At 56.4% G+C, this 22,784-nt stretch carries 18 protein-coding genes, 1 tRNA gene and 1 pseudogene; 13 read left to right on the top strand and 7 right to left on the bottom strand.

The features are described from left to right. Nucleotides 1-151: 151 nt before the first annotated feature. The 6 genes from AC4LF3_RS05485 (at nt 152) to AC4LF3_RS05510 (ending at nt 5,877) form a co-directional block, all read left to right on the top strand. A complete protein-coding gene (locus AC4LF3_RS05485; RefSeq protein WP_267888707.1) occupies nt 152-283 on the top strand; it encodes a hypothetical protein in 132 nt (43 codons plus the stop codon). Beyond that, a complete protein-coding gene (locus AC4LF3_RS05490; protein WP_491834906.1) occupies nt 280-1,026 on the top strand; it encodes a metal ABC transporter ATP-binding protein in 747 nt (248 codons plus the stop codon). The genes AC4LF3_RS05485 and AC4LF3_RS05490 overlap by 4 nt, the downstream gene beginning before the upstream one ends. Then, complete coding sequence (locus AC4LF3_RS05495) at nt 1,023-1,892, top strand: metal ABC transporter permease (protein ID WP_074828161.1); 870 nt, start codon at nt 1,023-1,025, stop codon at nt 1,890-1,892. Before AC4LF3_RS05490 ends, AC4LF3_RS05495 begins: the two co-directional genes overlap by 4 nt. Before the next feature lie 13 nt (nt 1,893-1,905). Further along, complete coding sequence (locus tag AC4LF3_RS05500; RefSeq protein WP_407362993.1) at nt 1,906-2,796, top strand: metal ABC transporter substrate-binding protein; 891 nt, start codon at nt 1,906-1,908, stop codon at nt 2,794-2,796. A gap of 105 nt (nt 2,797-2,901) precedes the next feature. Next, the gene (locus AC4LF3_RS05505; RefSeq protein WP_491834907.1) at nt 2,902-3,813 is read left to right on the top strand and encodes an aldo/keto reductase; all 912 of its coding nucleotides are present in this window, start codon (nt 2,902-2,904) and stop codon (nt 3,811-3,813) included. Nucleotides 3,814-3,978: 165 nt separating this feature from the next. Continuing rightward, nucleotides 3,979-5,877 carry a potassium transporter Kup gene (locus AC4LF3_RS05510; RefSeq protein WP_122043222.1) on the top strand — a complete coding sequence of 633 codons (1,899 nt, stop codon included), beginning with the start codon at nt 3,979-3,981 and terminating at the stop codon, nt 5,875-5,877. 54 nt (nt 5,878-5,931) lie between these two features. Here AC4LF3_RS05510 and AC4LF3_RS05515 read toward each other — a convergent pair whose 3' ends face one another. The 4 genes from AC4LF3_RS05515 to AC4LF3_RS05530 all read right to left on the bottom strand — a co-directional run bounded on the left by AC4LF3_RS05515 (nt 5,932) and on the right by AC4LF3_RS05530 (nt 10,522). Next, entirely contained in the window at nt 5,932-6,237 is a 306-nt protein-coding gene (locus AC4LF3_RS05515) for a hypothetical protein (RefSeq protein ID WP_122043221.1), read from the bottom strand. Between the two features lie 107 nt (nt 6,238-6,344). Then, nucleotides 6,345-7,622, bottom strand: a complete 1,278-nt coding sequence (locus AC4LF3_RS05520) for a virulence factor family protein (protein ID WP_010797447.1) — start codon at nt 7,620-7,622, stop codon at nt 6,345-6,347. After that, complete coding sequence (mprF, locus tag AC4LF3_RS05525; protein ID WP_491834908.1) at nt 7,622-10,285, bottom strand: bifunctional lysylphosphatidylglycerol flippase/synthetase MprF; 2,664 nt, start codon at nt 10,283-10,285, stop codon at nt 7,622-7,624. Before mprF ends, AC4LF3_RS05520 begins: the two co-directional genes overlap by 1 nt. 160 nt (nt 10,286-10,445) lie before the next feature. Further along, nucleotides 10,446-10,522: transfer RNA gene (locus AC4LF3_RS05530), tRNA-Met, on the bottom strand. 155 nt (nt 10,523-10,677) lie between these two features. Between AC4LF3_RS05530 and AC4LF3_RS05535 the strand changes: the two genes are divergently transcribed. The 4 genes and pseudogenes from AC4LF3_RS05535 to AC4LF3_RS05550 all read left to right on the top strand — a co-directional run bounded on the left by AC4LF3_RS05535 (nt 10,678) and on the right by AC4LF3_RS05550 (nt 13,605). After that, on the top strand, nt 10,678-10,968 hold the full coding sequence (locus AC4LF3_RS05535; protein WP_491834909.1) for a hypothetical protein: 291 nt from the start codon (nt 10,678-10,680) through the stop codon (nt 10,966-10,968). A 359-nt stretch (nt 10,969-11,327) separates the two neighbouring features. Then, nucleotides 11,328-12,281 (top strand): annotated as a pseudogene (locus AC4LF3_RS05540) (HAMP domain-containing protein); the annotation flags it as partial. 132 nt (nt 12,282-12,413) lie between these two features. Beyond that, nucleotides 12,414-13,139, top strand: coding sequence for a methyl-accepting chemotaxis protein (locus AC4LF3_RS05545; RefSeq protein WP_371106381.1), 726 nt, complete (start codon nt 12,414-12,416; stop codon nt 13,137-13,139). A gap of 157 nt (nt 13,140-13,296) precedes the next feature. Beyond that, on the top strand, nt 13,297-13,605 hold the full coding sequence (locus AC4LF3_RS05550; RefSeq protein ID WP_407362996.1) for a hypothetical protein: 309 nt from the start codon (nt 13,297-13,299) through the stop codon (nt 13,603-13,605). Between the two features lie 3 nt (nt 13,606-13,608). On the opposite strand, the gene AC4LF3_RS05555 is transcribed toward AC4LF3_RS05550, so the two are convergent. Next, nucleotides 13,609-13,848 carry a hypothetical protein gene (locus tag AC4LF3_RS05555; protein WP_010797452.1) on the bottom strand — a complete coding sequence of 80 codons (240 nt, stop codon included), beginning with the start codon at nt 13,846-13,848 and terminating at the stop codon, nt 13,609-13,611. Between the two features lie 141 nt (nt 13,849-13,989). Here AC4LF3_RS05555 and dinB point away from each other — a divergent pair, with 141 nt between their 5' ends. Further along, nucleotides 13,990-15,051, top strand: a complete 1,062-nt coding sequence (gene dinB / locus AC4LF3_RS05560; RefSeq protein WP_491834910.1) for a DNA polymerase IV — start codon at nt 13,990-13,992, stop codon at nt 15,049-15,051. Here dinB and AC4LF3_RS05565 read toward each other — a convergent pair. Both AC4LF3_RS05565 and AC4LF3_RS05570 read right to left on the bottom strand, forming a co-directional pair. Next, nucleotides 15,034-17,289, bottom strand: coding sequence for a putative bifunctional diguanylate cyclase/phosphodiesterase (locus AC4LF3_RS05565; RefSeq protein ID WP_491834911.1), 2,256 nt, complete (start codon nt 17,287-17,289; stop codon nt 15,034-15,036). The two genes, dinB and AC4LF3_RS05565, sit on opposite strands and share 18 nt — an antisense overlap. Before the next feature lie 176 nt (nt 17,290-17,465). Continuing rightward, nucleotides 17,466-20,234, bottom strand: a complete 2,769-nt coding sequence (locus AC4LF3_RS05570; RefSeq protein WP_074827806.1) for an ATP-binding protein — start codon at nt 20,232-20,234, stop codon at nt 17,466-17,468. Between the two features lie 271 nt (nt 20,235-20,505). On the opposite strand from AC4LF3_RS05570, the gene cysM reads away from it, so the two are divergent. Together cysM and rlmD are read left to right on the top strand one after the other, a co-directional pair. Continuing rightward, nucleotides 20,506-21,405, top strand: a complete 900-nt coding sequence (gene cysM, locus AC4LF3_RS05575) for a cysteine synthase CysM (protein WP_219652856.1) — start codon at nt 20,506-20,508, stop codon at nt 21,403-21,405. Between the two features lie 26 nt (nt 21,406-21,431). Then, nucleotides 21,432-22,778, top strand: coding sequence for a 23S rRNA (uracil(1939)-C(5))-methyltransferase RlmD (rlmD, locus tag AC4LF3_RS05580; protein ID WP_491834912.1), 1,347 nt, complete (start codon nt 21,432-21,434; stop codon nt 22,776-22,778). Nucleotides 22,779-22,784 lie beyond the last annotated feature (6 nt).

Below are 22,784 nucleotides of genomic sequence, written 5' to 3' on the forward strand. Positions count from 1 at the left end.
ACTGAGAAGAGGCATTTGGCGCTTTTACTCGGATTAATCTGCGCTTCGTCAGTTATCGGGTTTGGCTTGCCCGAGGCTGAACCGCTAGACAGGCATAACTAGTGATAGGGTATTTATTATGTTATAAAGTAACAATTACGAGGTAATTTATATGTCATCGAATTCTTCCCTTACGTTCAAGCCGTCCTTTCTGACCCAGTCTGCCTGGGCCCGTTTAGGGGTGTCGATCGTGCTGCTTCTACTGCTATGGGCTGCTATCCACTGGGCGGTATCCATCCCATGAGTGCCTGTATTTCATTAAATGACTTAACGGTTGCCTACGAGCGTCATCCCGCCGTACATCATGTGTCGGGTTGCTTTGAAGCGGGCAGCCTGACCGCTATTGTGGGCCCTAATGGCGCAGGCAAGTCGACTCTGATCAAGGCCATGGTCGGCATGCTGCGACCAGTAGGGGGCGGCGTCGACCGAAAGGCCTTGTCTGCCTCGGCCATCGGCTATCTGCCCCAAGCGGCTGAAATTGACCGAACCTTTCCGCTGACGGTTCTCGACACGGTTGCCATGGGCGCCTGGAGACGCATCGGCATATTCGGTGGAATGAGCCGGGGCCAGCTGCAGCAAGCCCATAAGGCGCTGATTGCCGTCGGGCTGGAAGGTTTTGGGCACCGCCTGATCGGTTCCCTGTCGGCAGGCCAGTTCCAGCGCGTACTGTTCGCACGGCTCCTGCTGCAGGATGCGTCAGTCATCCTTCTGGATGAGCCGTTCAATGCCATCGATGCACGCACGACCCGCGATCTGCTTGATCTGGTTCGGCGCTGGTATGGTGAGGGGCGCACCGTCATCGCTGTTCTGCATGATCTTGAGCAGGTAAAGCAGCATTTTCCCAGTACATTACTGTTGGCTCGCGAAACCATTGCCTGGGGGGATACCCGAACGGTGCTGACCCAGGAGAATCTGCGGCGTGCCCGGAATATGGCTGAGGACTGGGATGAACAGGCCGACGTCTGTGATGAGAGGCGCCGCGCATGATGTTGTATCACGCCCTGTTCGAGCCGTTTGTCGAGTTCGGATTCATGCGTCGCGCCTTGGTCGCCTGCATGGCGCTAGGGCTGGGCTCAGGTCCGGTCGGTGTATTGCTCATGCTCAGGCGCATGAGTCTGGTAGGGGACGCCATGAGTCATGCGGTCCTGCCGGGGGCTGCCATCGGCTTTCTGGTCGCTGGGCTTTCCTTGCCAGCCATGGGTCTGGGTGGGTTGGTAGCCGGCTTGGCCGTGGCCCTGTTGTCTGGGTTAGTCAGTCGTTTTACTTCGCAGCGTGAAGATGCCAGTTTTGCGAGTTTCTACCTGACTTCTCTCGCCGCGGGTGTCTTGATCGTCTCGCTAAGAGGCTCGAATATCGACCTGTTGCACGTCCTGTTCGGTACGATCCTGGCAATTGATGATGCAGCGCTCTATCTCGTGGGCGGCATTGCCTCTGTGACGCTTCTCCTGCTGGCCGTTATCTATCGTCCGCTGGTGCTTGAGTGTTTCGATCCTGGATTCCTGCGGGCCGTAGGTGGCAAGGGCTCGCTTTATCACTTCCTGTTTCTGCTGCTGGTCGTGCTCAACCTGGTCGCAGGCTTTCAGGCGCTTGGAACACTTATGGCGGTCGGCCTGATGATGTTGCCTGCCACCGTAGCGCGCTTCTGGGCTCGCTCGTTGCCTGGACTGATGCTGGTAGCGAGTCTGGTTGCCATACTGTCCGGCTTTATCGGCTTGGTTGTTTCGTACCACCTGGGCGTGGCCTCGGGTCCGTCCATTGTTCTGACGGCCAGTACGCTTTACATCTTCTCGTTGATCTTCAGCCCTCTGGGCGTCGTTCGCCGTTTCTTCCCTAAACCCCACCTATCCCGTTGAAAGGAGTCATGTCATGCGTCTCACGTTGTGGAGCGGGGCTGCTGCCTTGCTGTTGTCAGCGCTTTCCACTTTTGCCCAAGCCAAGCCGGTAGAAGCCGTTGCGTCATTCACGATCCTGGCCGATATGGTTCACCAGGTAGGAGGCGAGCGGGTTCATGTCATTTCATTGATCGGGCCCAACGGCGATCCTCATGCGTATGAGCCGACGCCTGACGATGCCAAAGCGCTCAAGACCGCCGATGTGGTATTTATCAATGGACTTCATCTAGAAGGCTGGATGGATCGCCTGATTCAGGCGTCAGGGTATAACGGTACCCCTGTCGAGCTGTCGGACGGTATCAAGACTCGTATGCGGCAGAAGAACGGCAAGACCGTAGTGGATCCCCACAGCTGGAACAGCGCTGCCAGTGGTGTTGTTTATGTTCAAAACATCATCAAGGCCCTCAAGCGCATAGACCCCGAAGGCGCTGATCAATACGAAGCCAATGGTCAGCGCTATATCGATCAGCTAAAGGCGCTGGATGCGTATACCAAGCAGCAGATCGAAGCCGTGCCGAAGGCGCAGCGTAAGGTGCTTACCTCCCATAACGCGTTTGGCTATTTCGGTGATGAATACGGTGTGACATTCCTGTCTCCCCTGGATCTTTCTACCGAATCTGAAGCGTCTGCCCAAAAAGTGGCCAATCTGATCCGTCAGATCAAGGAGGAGCACATCACGGCTTATTTCATTGAGAACTCGAACGATCCGCGTCTGGTGCAGCAGATTGCCCAGGCAACCGGGGCTCGTGCCGGTGGCGAGTTATATGTCGAGTCGCTGTCCAAGGCGGACGGGCCTGCGCCTACCTACCTGAAAATGTTCCGTTACAACGTCGATAAGATGGTTGCAGCCATGAAAGGAGAGTGACTGGTTTCTTTTCATTCAGCCACGTAACAAGGCGTGGCAGATGGAACTCCTGAATCACAAGAACCGTCCTTTTAGGACGGCTCTTGCTTGAATCCGGAGAAAACAATGACGACTCGCCGCCGCTTCATGCAATATTCCCTGTGCGCCTCGTCGGCGCTGCTCTTGGAAGCCATTTTGCCTCGTCTTGTGCTTGCACAGGCTGGCATGCTGAGGCGGCAGATTCCCTCTACCGGCGAGCAACTCCCTGTCATTGGCCTTGGAACCGCCGATTCCTTCAATGTCGAAAGCACTCCACAAGCCTTAAAGCCGTTGGCTGACGTGCTTGACCGTCTATTTCAGGCGGGAGGCACTGTTATCGATACGGCGCCGAGTTACGAGAAATCCCAGGGTGTCATTGGTACGTTGCTGGCGCAGCAGGGACGTGCTGAAAAGGCGTTTCTGGCTACCAAGGTAGAAGGGCGCGAGAGCAGTATCGAAGAGATCCAGCAGGAAATGGCGGACCTCAAGGGCGCTCCTATTGATCTGCTGCAAGTGCATAGCATGATCAATTACAAGACGCTGCTCCCGTTGCTACGAGAGATGAAGCAGCAGAAAATGATTCGATATGTAGGGATTACCCATCACTCAGAAATGGCTCAGGATCAGATGATGGACCTGGTCGCTTCGGAGCCGATGGACTTCATTCAGATCAATCTCAATCCCCAAGATACCAAAGCCGAAGAAAAGCTGTTGCCTCTGTGTCAGGACAAGGGCGTAGCGGTCATGATCAATCGCCCGTTCCTGGACGGCCGTCTATTCAACCAGATAGCAGGCAAGCAGCTTCCGGCATTCGCGTCCGATATCGGATGTACCTCCTGGGCGCAGTTGATGATCAAGTACTCAATTTCGCATCCTGCAGTTACCTGCATCATTCCGGCGACCTCAAACCCGGCCCATATGGCAGAAAACGCACTGGCCGGAACCGGTGAGCTGCCCGATGAGTCCATGCGCAAGCGCATCGCGGAATATTTCCAGTAAAGTGTTAGGTAATCGCTGGACGCTTTTAAGCAGGATCCAATACGCCGGGTAGGGTAATGACCATGCCGTGGTTGCGTTGTGCACACATATTCTTGGCAATCCGTACTTGATCCTGCCGCCACATCGGAGCAGGATGCGCCCGTTTCGATAAACCCGGAGTCTTGCATGAGTCAAGCTGCTTCCCAGGCCCATGGTGAAAAGGGAGCCTCGGCCATAGGTATGGCCATCGCGGCCGCGGGTATCGTCTATGGCGATATTGGTACCAGCCCGCTGTATACCCTCAAGGAGGTGTTTTCTCCTACGTATGGCCTGGTGCCTACCCACGATAGCGTCCTGGGTATCCTGTCCCTGATCTTCTGGTCGTTGATCTGGGTCGTGACGATCAAGTATGTCTTTTTCGTTCTGAGGGCGGATAACCAGGGCGAGGGCGGCATCATGGCCTTGACTGCATTGGCAAGGCGGGCGTCCGCACCGTTTCCAAAATTGCAAATGGTGTTGGTGCTGTTGGGGTTATTTGGTGCCTCGCTGTTTTACGGCGAAAGCATGATTACACCGGCCATTTCGGTACTGTCTGCTGTAGAAGGCCTGGAAGTAGCCTTTTCCGGGCTTGATCATATTGTGGTGCCAGCGGCAATCGTTATCCTGGTCGGACTCTTCATGCTACAGCGGGGCGGTACTGCCAAGATTGGCAAGCTGTTCGGTCCGGTTATGGTCCTCTGGTTCACCGTGCTAGGCGCATTGGGTATTTATGGCATTCTGCAGGCGCCTGAAGTCCTCAAGGCTTTGAACCCATGGTGGGCATTCAACTTTTTCATCGTACACCCCGGACTTGGCATCGCTATTCTGGGCGCTGTTGTGCTGGCGCTGACAGGGGCTGAGGCGCTGTATGCCGACATGGGCCATTTCGGCCGCAAACCTGTCGCGCGCGCCTGGCTCTTCCTGGTGCTGCCCGGATTGGTGCTCAATTACTACGGGCAAGGTGCCCTGGTTCTGATCGACCCAGAATCCGTACGCAATCCTTTCTACCTGCTCGCACCTGAATGGGCGTTGATCCCAATGGTCGTCCTGGCGACTTTTGCCACAGTCATTGCCTCACAGGCAGTCATCTCAGGTGCGTTCTCCATTACCCGTCAGGCAATCCAGCTGGGGTATGTACCGCGTATGCAAATCCTGCATACCTCAAGTCATGAGCAGGGCCAAATTTATATTCCTGCCATGAACTGGGCGCTTCTGACAGGTGTTATCCTGTTGATCATTGGATTCGAGTCCTCTGGCAACCTGGCCGAGGCCTACGGCATTGCCGTCACGGGAACGATGCTGATCACGACCTGCCTGGTGTCTTCAGTAGCGCTGCTGCTATGGAAATGGCCTCGCTGGTTCGCCATTCCGATGCTCATTGGATTCTTCATTGTCGACTCGCTGTATTTTGCAGCCAACGTTCCAAAAATCGTGGCAGGCGGTGCATTTCCTGTCATTGCGGGCATCATCCTGTTCACGTTGATGACCACATGGAAGCGTGGTCGGCAGATTCTGGCTGAGCGGCTGGATGAAGGGGCACTGCCGCTACCGATCTTTATCGGCAGCATCCGTTCCAATCCACCTTTCAGGGCCAAGGGGACAGCCGTCTTTTTAACCGCTCGACAAGACGCTGTTCCACACGCCTTGCTCCATAACATGCTGCACAACCAGGTATTGCATGAGCAGGTAGTGCTGCTGACCGTAATCTATGAGGATACGCCGCGGGTTCCCGTCAGCCGCCGTTTCGAGGTGGACAGTTACGGGGACGGGTTCTACCGTGTTCTCTTGCATTATGGCTTTATGGACGAGCCCGACGTGCCGGCTGCGCTCGCATTGTGCCACCTGGAGGACCTCGACTTCACGCCCATGCGGACGACGTACTTCCTTAGCCGTGAAACGGTCATTGCGTCGAACAATCGCTTGGGAATGGCTCGCTGGCGAGAGAATTTGTTTGCCTTCCTTATGAAGAATGCCAGCGGCAGCCTGCGTTTCTTCAATCTGCCGGTTAACCGGGTAATCGAGCTGGGTACTCAGATCGAGATCTAGCGGCCAAGTCTGCAGATGTAAAAAAGCCGCCTTGGGGCGGCTTTTTTATTGGGATCAGTTGAATACAGGTGGAGGCAGGGCATCCGGGTCGGTAATGAACGGCATCTCCCATGGGTCCAGCGATTGACCCTGCTGGGAAAGCTCTTGCCGAACATTCTCGATAAAGCCTTTAAGCTGCAGCGGATCGCTGTACTGTGCAGCAGTCACTTCAGGGACTGCCAAGACCTCCTCTCCTTCTTGCCCGATTACGCTGAAGCCAAAGCTGTCAGCCTGGGGGTTGGCTGAAATAACACAGCCCAGCGGAGTAAAAGCATCTACAACCAGTTTTTCAGCAGCATCCAGCGAAAGGGGAGTGGTCATGGGCGTCCTCGTTCAAAGGTTGAGAGCCGGTAGACTATTGATCGCACGCGTTCTTTCCAGCCATTCGTCTCCAGCCGCGGAGGTGATCCATCGGCTGGGCGTCCTGGTTACGGTGTGCGTGTACGAGCCTCGATGGCGTTTATCATGTGGCGTGCAAGCTTGTCGTAGTCATTATCGAAATGGTGACCACCGGGTAACTCAAGCTTTTCGAAATTGGCTCCAGGCTGCGTGCAACCGCTCTCGTCCTTTTCTTCCGCACCGTAAATGCAGTAGATCTTGCTGGCAGGCACCTTGACCATCTCCGGTCCGGTTTGCATCTCGTCACCAGCCTTGCCCAGCCAGCCCTCAACCTGGATTTCAAAATCACCGCTACGGGCAAAGGCCAGCAGCACCATGGCCGATACCTGTTCCTGATCTGTTGCAGGTAAACGGTTATAGACCGCCGGAAGCAGATCCGCGCCAAATGAGTAGCCGGCCAGGACGAAGCGTTTCGCGCCCCAACGCTCACGGTATGTCTGCATCAGATGGGACAAGTCTGTCGCCACCTGTTCCGGGCTTTTGTGTTCCCAGAAATAGCGCAAGGTATCGATACCTACAACTGGCCACCCGTTTTCTGCCATGGTCTGTGCCGAATCACGGTCAAGATCACGCCAGCCACCATCGCCGGAATAAAAAAACGTCACTGTATCCTTGTGCGCGGCCGGCTCTTCAGCCGGGACCTCTACAACAGGGACATCGCCACCCTGACCGAGCAGCTGACGTTGAAGCTGGGTACGCAAAAGCGTAACCAGTGGTGTGCCGTAATCACTGATAGTGGTAGCGGCATTATCCTGGCCGCGGACAAAGCGAGCAGTCTCATCGCCTGGGTTATCGTTCCAGGCGAGATGCCATTTACCGTGTTCGGCTTTCTGTGGCAGCGGATCAGAGCAGTCGGGCTCGTCGAGCTTTGTACCGACCGACAGGGCGCTGACCTTGTCATCCTGTTGCCCGGCCAGCCAGCGCCAGGCCAATGATCCACCCGCATCGATGCCTGCCACCATGGTAGGCGCTCCGCCAAGATGGCTGATGGCGTCTTCCAGGCTGGCGCGTTGCGCGGCACATGCCTTGCTCTCGGGCAGCTCATACTGGACCAGCATGGACTTGGTGTTTTTGGCCAGGGTTAGCAGGTCAGCATCGGATAACTGCTGTTCAGCGGGGTTTGCAACAACGACTCGGGTCAGTGGCTTGCCGGCAGGCCTTGCGACGGTTACGACGCTCTGATCATCCTGTACGTGTACCTCAAGGCTGGCGGTACTGGGCCAGCGATGAAACCACCACCACAGTGCCGCTGCGGCAATGACAATTATCAACAGAAGAAAAAGCAACCCGCGTTTACGTCTAGTCATCAACGTTTTACCAGTCCTGTAATACCGCCTGCAATCAACGCAGCGGTGTCAGCCAAGGCGACCAAGGGATCAAGTCCTGCTGGAACGGCCAGATAGCGAGGCTCCCATTCCGGATCGAACTTATCTTTGAACCGTCTCAACCCCTGAAAGTTATAGAACTGCTCGCCACGTCGGAACACCATGGCCCCTAGACGCTGGGTCAGAGGAGCACCACGGCGTGGATGCAGTCCCGCCAATGGCACCATCCCCAAGCTGAAGCGTTCCAGGCCTCGCTCCTTGAAGTGCAGGATAAGGCCGAGCATGAGGAACTCCATGGTCAGTTTGGGCGCATCAGCTGCCACTCGCATCAGGTCGATACTGGCCAGCTCTGGCCGATCGGTTTCCAGAAGATTAGCAAACGCTACCGCTTTTCCCTGAAACCGAACGACAGCAATGCGGAAGTGCTGCAAATACTCCGGGTCGAAACGACCAAGTGAAAAACCCTTCTCGCGGACATGTTTACTCTCCAGCCAGATATCGGAGATAGCTTTTAGCTCTTCGAGAGGTGCCTGACCCGGCTCATGGAACTCGATGAGCAGTCCATCCCGCTGGCCTCGGTTCCAGGTGTAGCGCAGGTCTTTCTTACCCTTGCTGTCCAGATCGAATGTTTTGAGATTGACGCGGGCTTCCTCACCCAACTTCAGTGCGGTGAGACCGATGTCCATGTAGAAAGGCAGATTCTCGGCACGAACCTGATAGAACACAGGTCGTGCATGGTGCATGTCGCACAGATCGCGGAATTTCCAGATCAACTCGGCTCGTGTCTGAGCGGAGCCGATGGGATCAAACAGGGCGATCATGCTACGGCCACGACGGCCATACATCAGGAAAGCATTTTCCGTTTCATGAAACAGCAAGGCCTTGTCGCCTGTCATGGCCAAGCCGCCATCAGGCTGCTCAGATGCTTTGACGGCGTCCAATGCCTTTTGTAGGTCTTCTGTGGTAGGCAGCGTAATTTCTGGCGGTGCAGCCCGCAAGAGCCAGCCGAGTGACAGGGCCAGTAGTAGCACCACGCTGCCCATGGCTGCTCGTGCACCTCGCGGGGCGCCTTCCTCTAGCGTAAATTGCCACCAGAGCTGGTTGTCGTAGGACGCATCCTGGTAAACAAACAGGAGCAACCAGATAGATGCCGCCACGACGCACAGGCTTGCAACGACGTACAGGGGTGAAAAGGGCAGTTCCAGTAAGCGGCTCCGGCGGTAGAAGGAGCGGCGGAACGTAGCCAGGAGGGCAGCCGTAATCGCCAGGATCGATGCCTCCTCCCAATCAAAGCCCTTTAGCAAAGAAAGCAGGGAGCCTACCAGCAACAGCACCAGGGTGAGTACCCAGGCGGCCGAGAGCCGCCGCCGCAGGCCTTGAGCCAAGAGTAGGCACACAACTCCGATCAGACTGGCTCCCAGATGCGAGGCTTCAATAAGACGCTGTGGCAGCAGGAATCCGATACCCTTCAGGCGCGTATCGATCTCTGGCGTAACGCCTGAAAAGAGCAGTACGACCCCTGAGAAAAATACCAGGACTGACAGAACGGGGGCTGCAAGGCCAGAGGCAACGCGGATGGCCGAGCTGCCAGATAGAAAGCGCTTTCCCTCGGTCAGCAGCAGGACAAGGCAAGCGATGACCAGGGGAAGCAATACATAAATGATCCGGTACAGCAGCAGGGCCGCTGCCAGGGGAGCTGTCCCGATCTTGTCCGAAAAAGCGGCTAGCAAAACGGCTTCAAATACCCCAACGCCGCCCGGAACATGGCTAAGCACACCTGCTGCGAGTGCCAGCAGATACACCAGCATGAATGCACCCAGCGGTGGTGCCTCGGGCAGTAATAGATACAGCACTGTGGCGGCAGCCATGACGTCCAGGGCTGTGATCACCAACTGCAGGGCGCTTAGCTTGAAGGTGGGTAAGCGCAGGGTCTTACGGCCCAAGCGGAACAGGCGACTATCAGGCGAAGGCTGCTCGTCCAGGGCTCGCTTGCGAAGGAATACAATGCCTATGGCATAGATCGAGAGAATGGCAATTGCAATGCCAGCTACCAGAGTAGGTGAAAGACGCAGGGCTGTGGAAGCCGAAGGCAAATCACTTAATGCTGCAACCGCAGCCAGAGGGGGCAATGCCGTTCCCAGCGACAGGCTGGCAAAGAAAGTCATCTGCGCCACTTCAATAGCGCTCAGGCCTTGGCGGGCATAGAGACGATAACGAACCGAGCCGCCAGACAGCATGGACAGGCCAACTGCATTACCAATGGCGAAGGCGGTAAGTCCACCCAGCGCCAGGGTCTTGCCTGGTAGATGAACGCCGGCGAAGCGACTGGCAGACCATTCGTAGCCAAGCAGAATGAGAAAGCCCACAGCCGTTGCCGCGACGGCCCCCATAACAACGTGCGAGGGGATACCCAGCAGTGCAGTGTGGAGAGAGGGTAGATCAATACTGCTGACAAGATGCCAGCACACAAGCAGGGCGACGCCAAACAGGAGCAGTGTCAGGCCCAGCTCAAGAGGTTCTTTATAGGCCGTAATGCGCTCTAGCAGGCGCCAGGGCAATGCTTGCGGAGGAGAAGAAGGTGAAGATGAAGACGAAGAATCGGATGAAGAAACAGCAGATTTGTTTACAGGATCATTGGCGCTCATGAAAGCCCCTCAGGGAAACTGCGCGTCAGATTAGTCACATACAGACTTTTGCCAAGCCCTATGTATCAAAAAAATGGAAACTCTTTGAATATTGAAGGCTAAAAGGAATAAAAATTCGACACAAACAAAAAAGCCACTCGATTGAGTGGCTTTTTAAATTTGGTTGCGGGGGCAGGATTTGAACCTACGACCTTCGGGTTATGAGCCCGACGAGCTACCAGACTGCTCCACCCCGCTTCTGATGTGGCCAGTATACGGGTTTAAAAAATGATGTCAACAAAAAATTCAATGCTGACAATGATTTGCTGAAAGCCTTATCACGAGGACTTATGAATGCACCTTTATAGGTAGTGCATTGCCTAAAGAGGGTATCCCTTCATCGGAGTGCCGAAATGAAACCGCAATGGCTGATAAATACCTCCATGGCACTGGCTTTACTGTCACCGCTAGCCATGGCCCAAACGGCTGAATCAGGCCGTACCCCTCAGGACACCGAGCATGATCCACAGCATGTCGAAATTATTTCACCAGAGGCGCAGGAGGCCGAGCAAAGTCAGCGAGGCGTCGAGCTGCCGGAGAACAGGGTTAACCAAGGCGCTATCCGAAGCGATCCACTTGCGCGAGAACGGCAAAAAATCGACAACGATATGGAGCTGGATCGCAAGCAGCCGTTGAACAACTGAAATAAGGCTTGTCTCCCATTGCCTGGACCATGGCGATAAACGGTGAGCCGGTAAGGATTTTTTGCATTGCCAAGGTGGTCATTTGAATAGGCTCTGGTTATTCCAGTGTCTCCCTGGCGGTTTCAACGTCGCTGTCGGCCGCCAGGGCTTACCCTCCCTTTAAAGCGCAGGCGCATCCGGCTCTCTTTTTACCCTTAAAGTTATCACGACAACGGTCGATAAGATTTGGTCATTCATGCCATTTCAATGGCTTGCCAAATATGTTGTCCAGAGGCTGCGCTATGCTCCAACGTTTGAAATTTAGCCATAAGATATTGGCGACGGCCTCTATTGTGCTGATCGCCGCCTTTTCATTATTCATGGTCTATAACGATTACCTGCAGCGAAAGACGATTACGCAGGACCTGTCGTCCCGCCTGGACGAGCTGGGCACCAGTGCATCAGCAAATATCGTTAACTGGCTCAATGGGCGAATCACTCTACTTGAAGGTGAGGCCCAGGCTATCCAGAACAATGCCTCTCCTGAAGGAGTGTTCTCCATCCTTGAGCAGAAGGCTTATCTCTCCAGCTTCGAATTCACCTATCTGGGACACGCCGATGGTCAATTTTCCATCCGTCCTTACGATGAAATGCCTGCCGGTTATGATCCCCGTACCCGTGATTGGTATGTTGCCGCTCAGTCGCAGGGCCGCTCCTTGTTGACGGAGCCTTATGTTGATGTGGGTAATGGAAAGCTGGTCATGACGCTGGCTACGCCTGTCATGAAGAACGGCGCCTTGGCGGGTGTTCTGGCTGGCGATCTGAGTCTGCAGACGATGGTGGGTATCGTCAATTCGCTCGACCTGGGCGGTATCGGTCATGCGATTCTGGTGAATAGCGAAGGCAAGGTACTGGTCAGCCCCAGAAAAGAGGAGGTGATGAAAAACCTCGCTGAGCTGTTTCCCGCCGGTGCGCCTGCACTGGATGGCGCGCTCAAGCGGGTCGAGCTGGACGGCAAGCCTCAGCTTATGGTCTTCAAGCCGGTCACCGGTCTGCCATCGGTCAACTGGTACCTGGGCCTGATGGTTGATGAAGAGAAAGCCTACGCCCCGCTCAAGGAGTTCAGAACCTCGGCCGTGCTGGCCATGGTGATTGGCGTTGTGCTGATCATGCTGCTCCTGGGTGTGCTGATTCGTGTGCTGATGCGTCCGCTCACGACTATGAGCCAGGCGATGCAGGACATCGCACAAGGAGAGGGCGACCTGACCCGGCGTCTGGCCATCAATAGCCAGGACGAGTTTGGTGTGCTGGCCGCTGCCTTCAACCGCTTTGTCGAGCGTATCCATGGCTCGATCAGCGAAGTATCGGCCAGTACCCGCCAGCTCAACGAGGTCTCCCGTCAGGTGTTGGCGGCCTCCAACTCCTCGCTGCACAACTCGGACAATCAGGCCGGACGTACCGGAAGCGTGGCGGCAGCCATCAACCAGTTGGGGGCCGCCACACAGGAGATCGCCCGCAACGCTGCCGATGCGTCCGTACAGGCTACCAGTGCCCGGCAGCAGGCCGAGGAGGGTCGCCGCGTACTGGGCCAGACCCTGACGGCAATGGAAACCCTGTCCGCCAACATCAGCGCCTCCTGCGGCCGTATCGATGAGTTGAACCAAAAGACCACCCGCATCGGACATATCCTGGAAGTGATCCAGGGCATTTCCGAGCAGACCAACCTGCTGGCGCTCAACGCTGCGATCGAAGCTGCACGGGCAGGCGATGCCGGGCGTGGTTTTGCGGTGGTAGCGGACGAGGTGCGTGGTCTGGCACATCGTACCCAGAGTTCGGCCCGAGAGATCCAGAGCATGATTCAGGAGCTGCAAACCGGGGCGAGCGAAGCGGTTTCCACCATGACCGAAAGTCAGCGCTTCAGCGAGGACAGCATGACCATCGCGCAAAAAGCCAACGAGCGGTTGGGCTCGGTAGCCGAGCGCATTACCGATATCGATGGCATGACCCAGTCGGTGGCGGCCGCTACGGAAGAGCAGAGCGCGGTGGTGGAGTCGCTTAATGTCGACATTACCGAGATCAACTCGCTCAACCAGCAGGGCGTGGAAAACCTGAACGCGACCCTGGGCGCTTGCCATGCCCTGGAGCAACAGGCCAATCGCCTCGATCAGCTCGTTTCAAGTTTCAGAATCTAACGATAGAGAGGCGGGCAGGTTTCCTTGCCTGTCTCTCGTTATTGCGACGCCTCGGCTATCGGGGCGCTGCTATTTATATGTGCCGATTCAAACCGTTCATGGTCTTAGCTTTCAAGACGCTCTATGCCGCTACATTCATCTATTCGAGAGGCTGACCATGTACCTGATCCAATTGCTGCTGCCCCTTTATGACAACGATGGCCGCGATCTCCCTAAAACGCTATTTAGTGAGGTGCGCAATGAGCTTGTTGAAAAGTTTGGCGGGTTGACGGCATTCAGCCAGGCTCCGGCGAAAGGACTATGGCAGGAAGACGAAAGCCATACGGTACGGGATGAATTGATCATTTATGAGGTGATGGCCGACGCGCTGGAACAGGTGTGGTGGCAGCAGTACCGGGCCTCGCTCGAGACCCGGCTTCGTCAGGAGACGGTGGTAGTCAGGGCCCACACTATCAGCCTATTGTAAAGTTTATTTATCCAGCTTTTTCTCGACTTCATCCAGCTTACGGTTCAACTCACCGACCTGGCTGTCCAGCTCCTTGTTCGATACCGGAGTGATGACCTTGTCGATGGTATGAGTGCCAGGCTCAGGACTTTCCAGATCGCTTACCGCCTCTTCGGGTAGCTTGCGCTGTGCATGAGCTTCGTCGCGTTTAGCGACCTGATCATGGTCATGGGACTTGTCGAGTTTATCCGTACGATCAGTCATGGCGGCTCCTGGTTATCGTAATGTTCTAGAATTCCGAGTGTCGCGAGGCCGCTAAAGTTTCGGAGAACTGCTGGGTGGGTAAGGGCGTATAGCGCATAATACAGGCGCAGCGGTGTTAGCGAACCTGTCGAGCATGAGGGTATGACGCAGAGAAAAATCATCCATATCGATTGCGACTGTTTTTATGCCGCCGTCGAGATGCGTGACGACCCTCGCCTGGTAGGCCGGCCAATCGCCGTGGGTGGTACTCCCGATCGGCGAGGCGTGGTCGCAACCTGCAATTATGAGGCGCGCGCATACGGGGTGCGTTCGGCAATGGCCTCCCATCAAGCCCAGCGGCTGTGCCCCGACATTATCTTTGTGCGCCCGCGCTTTGATGTCTACAAGGCGGTATCGCGTCAGATCCATACGATATTTCGTGATTTTACCGACTTGATCGAACCGCTTTCCCTGGATGAGGCCTATCTCGATGTTTCGGACAGTCCGCATTTTTCCGGCAGTGCAACCCGAATTGCGCAGGAGATTCGCCGACGTGTGTGGGAAGAACTTCATATCACTGTTTCAGCTGGTGTGGCGCCAAACAAGTTTCTGGCCAAGATTGCGAGCGACTGGCGCAAGCCGAACGGGCTGTTTGTTATTACCCCACCGGAAGTGGCCGCGTTTGTGGCTACTCTGCCTGTTGCCCGGTTGCATGGCGTAGGCAAGGTGACGGCTGAAAAGCTGACGCGCCTGGGAATCGAGCGGTGCGAGCAGTTGCTCGAGTGGGGACGCCTTGCATTGATCAAGGAGTTTGGTCTGTTTGGCGAGCGGCTGTGGAATCTGGCTCAGGGAATTGACGAACGATCGGTCCAGGTGGATAGCCGACGTCAGTCGGTCAGTGTTGAAAACACCTTCGAGTATGACCTGCCTGATCTGGCCGCCTGTACGGCCCAGCTGCCCGCTTTGCTTGAAGAGCTGGCCGGGCGGCTTGGCCGACTGGATACCCATTACCGGCCGGAAAAACCTTTCGTCAAGGTCAAGTTTCACGACTTTACCCAAACCACCCTTGAGCAGGCCGGGGCTGGGCGGGATATCGATAGTTATCGACGGCTTCTGACCCAGGCCTTCATGCGGGGAGGCAAGCCGGTTCGCCTGTTGGGCGTAGGGGTAAGACTGATCGATTTGCGGGAGGGCGCCCGCCAATTGTCACTCTTTGAAGAGTAACCCGGGCGCCAGATACCGCTCGGTCAACGTGGACGCATCGACCGGACGGGAGAACAGGTAACCCTGGTAGAGATCGCATCCCAGGCTATCCAGGAGCGCCAGTTGTTCATTGGTTTCCACCCCTTCGGCAACGACTTTCAGATCCATCAGGCGCGCCAGGGCGATCAAGGTCTTGATCAGCGTTTCCTGGCGCTCGCTGCCAGGAACGTCGGCCAGGAAGGAGCGGTCAATCTTCAAGCTCGAAATAGGCAAGTGGGTCAGGCGGCTGAGTGACGAATAGCCAGTGCCAAAGTCATCCATGGTGAGTCGATAGCCGCTGGTTTCGAGGGTCTTGAGGTTGGTCAGCGTGGTTTCGTTTTCATGAAGCAGGCTGCTTTCAGTTATTTCGATTTCCAGGTCATGAGGGGTCAGCCCGTATCGTTGCAGGCAGCCGGAAAACTTTTCGGCCAGACCTTCCGTTGCGACTTCCTGAGCGGACAGATTGACTGCCACCAGTGGTGCGGTACCCAGGTCGCGTTTCCAGCGTGCAATCTGGGCACATGCCATATCACGAACATAGGCGTCCAGCGTATGGATCAGTCCACTTTCCTCGGCTATGGCGACAAACTGATCGGGTGGAACGGGACGGCCGTTGGGGTCCGTCCAGCGTACCAGTGCTTCCACACTGTGAAGGTTGCCTTGAGCATCGACCCGAGGTTGATAGTGAAGAAAAAGGGCGCGGGTTTCGATGGCCTTTCTCAGTTCCAGCAACAGCTCGGTTCGCTCGAACGTGCGCTGCGCCAGGGTGGAGTCATAGGTGGGTAGCAGCGTATCGCCATGGGGATTCTTGAGCGCATGACTGCTACGCTCGATCAATTGCAGCGCATTGGTCGCATCCTGAGGATAGAACGCGGTTCCAAGATCAGGCGCCACATCAATAACATGTCGGTCGATCTGCAAATGCGGAGGTAGGCTGCTCTTGAGTTCATGTAGCCGATCAAGGCCGATTTCGATGCTGTCCAGCTCGGTGAGAACCACCAGAAACGTGGCGCCCTTGAGGCGAGCTACCAGATTCTTTCGTGGCAAGCGACTCAGGTGGTGCGCAAAGGCTTGCAGGTACTGATCGCCGACGTCCAGGCCATACTTGGTATTGATGTAGGTCAGGTGAGGAAGGCGAATGGTCAGCGCGGCCAGTGGCTTCGAGCCCGCCTGGCCAATTGCCTGCTCCAGTCGCTTGATGGCGCCGCTGCGGTTCAGTACGCCTACCAGCGGGTCCAGAATGCTCAGGCGCTCGGAGTTACGCAGTTCGCTTTGCAAAGCATGCAGATGGGTAATGTCACGCAGTTTTACCAGTACATTCTGATTGGATGTCGGCTGGCTGATACGAAGATTGAGCCAGCGAGGTTTAGTTCTACCCTGGACCTGCCATTCCTGCAGGGAGTCGTCCGGAACCAGTTTGACCGGCTCACCTTGTTCGTTGCGTACTAGATTGCCCAAATAAACCTGACTCTCGATTACCCGCGCTGGTAGCCCCAGCAGGGCAGCCGCTTCGTCATTGAGCTTGAGGATCAGTCCATCGCTTCGGCAGAGCAGAAAGGCACCCAGGTGGGAAAACACCTCATTGTAAAGTTGCTGGCTGTATTGCAGCGCCTGATTGAGCTGATGCTGGCGTCGCTGCGCATTGGCCAAGGTAGTTATGAGACGAGCAATGGCAAGCGGAATACACACGTTGAACAGCATGAACAGAAGCAAATGCAGGTAGTTGCGCGTGTAGCTCAACGACAGGTTGATGCCAAACAGATGAGGTATGGGGGTGTCGCTCAACAAGAGGTAAAGAGGCAGCAGATTGGCGACGCACAGCACCAGATAAACGCGCCAGTTGAAAAAGATCAGCGCCAGCAGCGGTGTGGCATAAATGATGAGGATGCCAGCCTTGGCCTGCTTGTAGTCGACGAAGAACAGGCTACACAGACCGAGTGCATATAGGACGAAGATCAAGACCGTACCGCTAAGCCGATAGGAGCGTGATCTGAAAGCGAAGAGGCTAAAGAAGGCGCCAAGAAAGACGGCTTCTATTATCAGAACGTAAGGGCGACCAGCCTCTAGTGCCTGATAGGCACAGTGGATGAAAATAAGGGCAACCAGCACGATACTGCTGAGCGCCAGTACACGCAGCGTGCTGGTTTTCCAGATAAAGTCAGGTGTTGGGGTTTGTCTGGATTCATCCAACAATAAAAAACGTCGGAGCCGATGAATCACTATAGATAGCCTGTCTGACAGTTAAGCGGCGGCGAATATCGCATACCGTATTTAAGGTGTCACGATAATGGCGCCACGGAATGGACGCCGTTTATCGAAAAGATAGCTGTCTACTATATAGTGTTTACAAGGAAGTGAAACCTTGCACACTGAGTTGGCCTATTGGCATCACTCCGTTAAATAGGTGTTTTGGACATGGTCGAAAGCTGCACGATAGCGGCATCAAGTTCGTCCAGAATGGGCGATGAAGTAGGGGCGCCTTGTTTGAGCAGTGTCTCGCTCTGGTAGCACGCGGCTCGTAACTGAGGAACTCCACAGTAGCGGGTTGCGCCATGCAGGCGGTGGATCCGCTCGATTAGGCCGATGCGGTCACCATTCTCTCGGGCCGAGCGGATGGCTTGCCGGTCAGCTGCCAGCGAGGCGAGCAGCATGGACAACAGGTCACTGGCGAGATCGGCCTTGCCTGCGGCCAGCCGCAGCCCTTCGTCTTCATCCAATATGGCCAGATTGGCAATGTCCGCTCCGGAAGAGGACAGCGGGCTCATCTCCTGAGTATCGTTTTGCTGAAGGCGCAGACCAGTCCATTTGAGCACCACCTGGGCGAGCTGCCGATCACTGATGGGCTTGGTTAAGTAATCATCCATGCCTGCCTGAAGCAGGGCCCGCTTCTCGTTGGACATGGCGTGGGCAGTCAATGCCACGATAGGTACCGGCGGATGTTCGCTTTCCACCTCCCAGGCGCGAATCGCTTCAGTGGCCTGTCGGCCATTCATGCCAGGCATCTGTACGTCCATGAAGATAAGGTCGTAGCGCTCCCTCTGCGCCGCCTCGACAGCGGCATAACCACTGTCGACACCCGTGACCTCAGCGCCAAGGTCGGTAAGAAGCGTTTCGACCAGCAGCAGGTTGGCGGGGTTATCGTCAACACAGAGCAGGCGAGGTGCGCGGTCAATTCGGGTATGGGCAGTATTTTCAGGACGAGTCGGCCGCTGATTGAGCAACTCACCGACGGCGCGTTCCAGTTTACGGCTGCAGGCAGGCTTGGCCTGCAATTGGCAATGCACATCTGGTAAAGCTGCATGGAACACGGACTGATCGGTCGTGGGGCAGAAGATCAACGAATTACAGTCCAGCCGCTCCAGCTGCCAGACGCGCTCAGTCAGTAGATCAGGTGGCAGGATGCTGGAGCTTACCCCTAGCACGGCCAGCGTGATGGCGGCCTCGCTTTTCCGCTGCCTGGAAACGGCTTCCGTCAGCTGCTCAAGCGTCTCGAACTCGACCACCTCCAAACCGCAATCCTCCAGCTGATGGCGTAGCGATTGGCGTGTCAGCTCGTGTGGTTCCACAAGGCCTACGCGGCGGCCGGCAAAGGCCAGTCGGCGATGGGTTTCCAGCGGATTGCGCGATTTGGGCAAGTTTATGGTGATCCAGAACTCGGATCCTTCCTCGGGCTCGCTCTCCAGTCCAATTTCGCCGCCCATTTGCTCGACGAGACGTTTGGAGATGACCAGACCCAGGCCGGTGCCCCCCGCCTGTCGGGAGAGTGAATTGTCTGCCTGGGTAAAGGCCTGGAAAAGCATGTCCCGATCTTGCTCGGAGAGACCAATGCCTGAGTCCTGAACACTGATCCGTAGCTGGGCATGGTCATCGTCTTCATCTTCCACCATGGCGCGGACAGCAATAGTGCCTTCGTGAGTGAACTTGATGGCGTTGCTGACTAGGTTGGTCAACACTTGGCGCAGGCGCTGGGGGTCACCTACCAGATGGACCGGAGTGTCACGGTAGATCAGGCTGACCAGTTCCAGCTGCTTTTCATGTGCAGCTGGCGCCAGAATGGTCATGGTGTCCTGAATCATATCGCGCAGATTGAAGGGAATACTTTCCAGAACCAGCTTGCCGGCTTCGATCTTGGAGAAGTCCAGGATCTCATTGATGATGCCCAGCAGGCTTTCAGCAGAGTTCTGAATAGTGCCGAGATAATCTTGCTGCCGGGGCGTCAGCTCGCTTTTTTGTAGCAGATTGGTAAAGCCGATGATGCCATTGAGGGGCGTTCTGATCTCATGACTCATGTTGGCCAGGAATTCGGACTTGATCCGGCTGGCTTCCAGGGCTTCCTTGCGGGCGAGATCCAGCTCGATGTTCTGAATTTCGATGGTTTCCAGGTTTTGCCGCACATCTTCCGTGGCCTGGTCGATGTTGTTCTGCATTTCCTCCTGGGCGTTCTGCATGGCTTCGGCCATACGGTTGATCCCGTCGGCCAAGGTATCCAGCTCGTAACTGCCAAGGTCTTTGGGCAGGCGGGTTTCCAGCTGACCGTCCTTGAGATGACCCACGCCATCGCTGATGATGCGCAGGGGATGATTGATGCTGCGACCGATACGGACAGCTACCACGGCTGTCAGGCAGAGACCGAAGATGATCAAAAGGAGGCTGATCACCAGATTGCGGTAGCCGCGCAGGAGGGTGGCATGGTGAGACAGCTCGATATCGATCCAGCCCAGCAGGTGCGAGCTGGGCATGTTGACCTCACCGGTAATGAGCTTGAGATGCCGGGCCTGAACGGGTAGATGGAAGTGTGTGACATCCAGACCGCTGCGCAGGCTGGCGGTCTCGCCATCGTCGTTACGAATGGCGATTGTCATACGAGGGCCGGCATGGGCCAGGATTTTCTGGTCGGCACTGATGAACTCAACAGCCCGTACATCGGCCTGATCAAGTACATCCTGGGCAATGCGCTGGAGCAGGACCCGGTCATCCCGAAGCAGGGCAGGCGCGGCCAGCGGTCCAAGCTGTTCGGCGATCAGTTGGCCGCGCTCTTCCAGCACCGTCCGCATGTCGGATAGCTGAACCCAGCTGAAGTAACCGCCCAGCACCATCGCCATGACACACGTCGGTAGCAGGCTCAGCAGCAGGATGCGGCCCTTGATTCCCAACTCGTTCAGCACTTACCCGTCTCCAGAGCAACAATGGGGAAAGTGTAAAACACTTGTTTCGATTGCCGGGACGATTTTGTGGCGGATGGTCGCTAAACGGTTCTCCGCGGGAGTAAACAGGCCGAAAATGCTGGAGTCGTGGTGTCAACTCACGGCCAGAGGCTGCGGAAAAGACGACCTGATATCGCCTTTATTCATCCCGCGCATCATGGGATTAGGGAACGCCCCTCATTTGCCGGTATCATAGAGGCCTATTCAAAGGCAGCGGAACCGAGCGAATTCCATGAGCGTGCAGTATCCGACCATTGCCGACTGCGTCGGCAATACACCGCTGGTGCGTTTGCAGCGCCTGCCCGGTGATACATCCAATACCCTGCTGGTCAAGCTGGAAGGCAACAATCCGGCCGGATCGGTAAAGGATCGGCCAGCCCTTTCGATGATCACGCGTGCCGAGTTGCGCGGTGATATCCAGCCGGGCGATACACTGATCGAGGCGACCTCGGGCAATACGGGCATTGCCCTGGCGATGGCTGCAGCCATCAAGGGTTATCGCATGGTTCTGATCATGCCGGATAACTCCAGCGCTGAGCGCAAGGCGGCCATGACGGCTTATGGCGCCGAGTTGATCCTGGTCAGTCGCGAAGAAGGCATGGAGGGTGCGCGTGATCTGGCGACCCGTATGCAGGCCGAGGGCAAGGGCAAGGTGCTGGATCAGTTCGGCAATGGGGACAACCCTTCTGCCCACTACAGCTCGACCGGCCCTGAAATCTGGCAGCAGACCGGCGGTAGCATCACGCACTTCGTCAGTTCCATGGGTACGACCGGTACCATCATGGGCGTGTCGCGCTACCTGAAGGAGCAGAATCCTGAGGTGCAGATCGTCGGACTGCAGCCGAGCGAAGGTGCCGCTATTCCCGGTATCCGCCGGTGGCCGCAGGAGTACCTGCCAAAGATTTTCGATGCCACGCGTGTGGATCGTATTGTCGACATGAGCCAGGAAGAGGCGGAAGACGTGATGCGCCGTCTGGCTCGGGAAGAGGGTATTTTCTGCGGCGTATCGTCGGGTGGTTCCGTAGCGGCTGCGCTGCGTATTTCCAAAGAAGTTGAGAATGCAGTCATCGTGGCGATCATTTGTGATCGTGGTGACCGTTATCTTTCTACTGGTGTTTATGATCCGCGTTAAACGCGGGTTTGATTCAAGAGAACAGTATGCGTGCAAAAGGGCTGCGTTTTCAGCCGAGCGGCGGTAGCCGGGCCTCGTCGGTTCCGGTCGGCAAGAAACAGCGCCTGACCATTGAGAAGATGGCCAATGATGGCCGGGGTATCGCCTATCTCGAAGGTCGGACCTGGTTCGTTTCGGGTGCCTTGTCATCGGAAACGGTTGAGGCACGTGTGTTGTCTGCCAAAAGCCAGGTGGTTGAGGCGCGTGTGGAGCGGGTGCTTGAGCCTAGTGGCGAACGGCGCCTGCCTTCGTGTGCCATGGCCGGTCGTTGCGGTGGCTGCACCTTGCAGCATATTCCGCATGAGGCTCAACTGGCCCTCAAGCAGCGTACGCTGGCCGAGCAACTACAGCGATTTGCCGGCGTGACGCCCAATGAATGGGCTGCGCCACTGCATGGCCCAGAGTTGGGCTATCGGCGTCGTGCACGCATCGCGGTGCGCTGGGATGCCAAGGCTCGCCGCCTGGATGTTGGATTTCGGGCGCTTGCCAGCCAGGATATCGTTCCGCTGGAGGCCTGTGGTGTGCTGGTTGAGCCATTGCAGCCTATTGCCAGGGCGCTACCGGCTTTACTTGTCGGGTTGGAGCAGCCGCAAGCCATTGGTCACGTCGAGCTGTTTCAAGGGACGGCCTGCGCCATGCTGGTGCGTGTCACGCGTCTGCTCTCGCCGCGTGACAGCGATCATCTGCGGCATTTCTGCACGGAGCACTCGGTTCAGCTCTGGTGGCAGGCCGAAGGTGAGCCGTATCCCGACGAGCCCGAGGCAGCACTTAGCTACCGACTGGAGCCATGGAACCTGACGATTGCTTACCGTCCGGGTGATTTCGTACAGGTCAATGCATCGGTTAACGAGACGATGATTGCACAGGCGCTTGACTGGCTTGCGCCGGAGCCGAATGAGCGGGTGCTCGATCTGTTTTGCGGACTTGGCAATTTCGCCCTGCCATTGGCGCAGCGTGTGCATGCCGTGGTTGGCGTAGAAGGCGTTTCCGTCATGGCGGAGCGCGCGAGTGAAAATGCCTGGGCCAATGGCCTGGATAACGCGCACTTTTTCCAGGCAGACCTGTCGAAGCCGCTTATCGATGCGCCATGGTTTGGCCAGTCCTTTTCATCCGTATTGCTGGACCCGCCACGTGATGGCGCGTTGCCCGTAGTGCAGCAGATGAAGCAACTGGGTGCACAGCGTGTGCTCTATGTGTCCTGTAATCCCGCTACATTGGCACGGGATGCAGGCGAACTGGTTCGTCAGGGGTATGTTCCTGTGCGGGCTGGAATCCTGGACATGTTCCCGCAGACGGCGCATGTCGAGGCGATGGTTTTGTTTGTAGCGAGGTAGGGGCAG

This window comes from Pseudomonas sp. C2.3V (assembly GCF_058536325.1).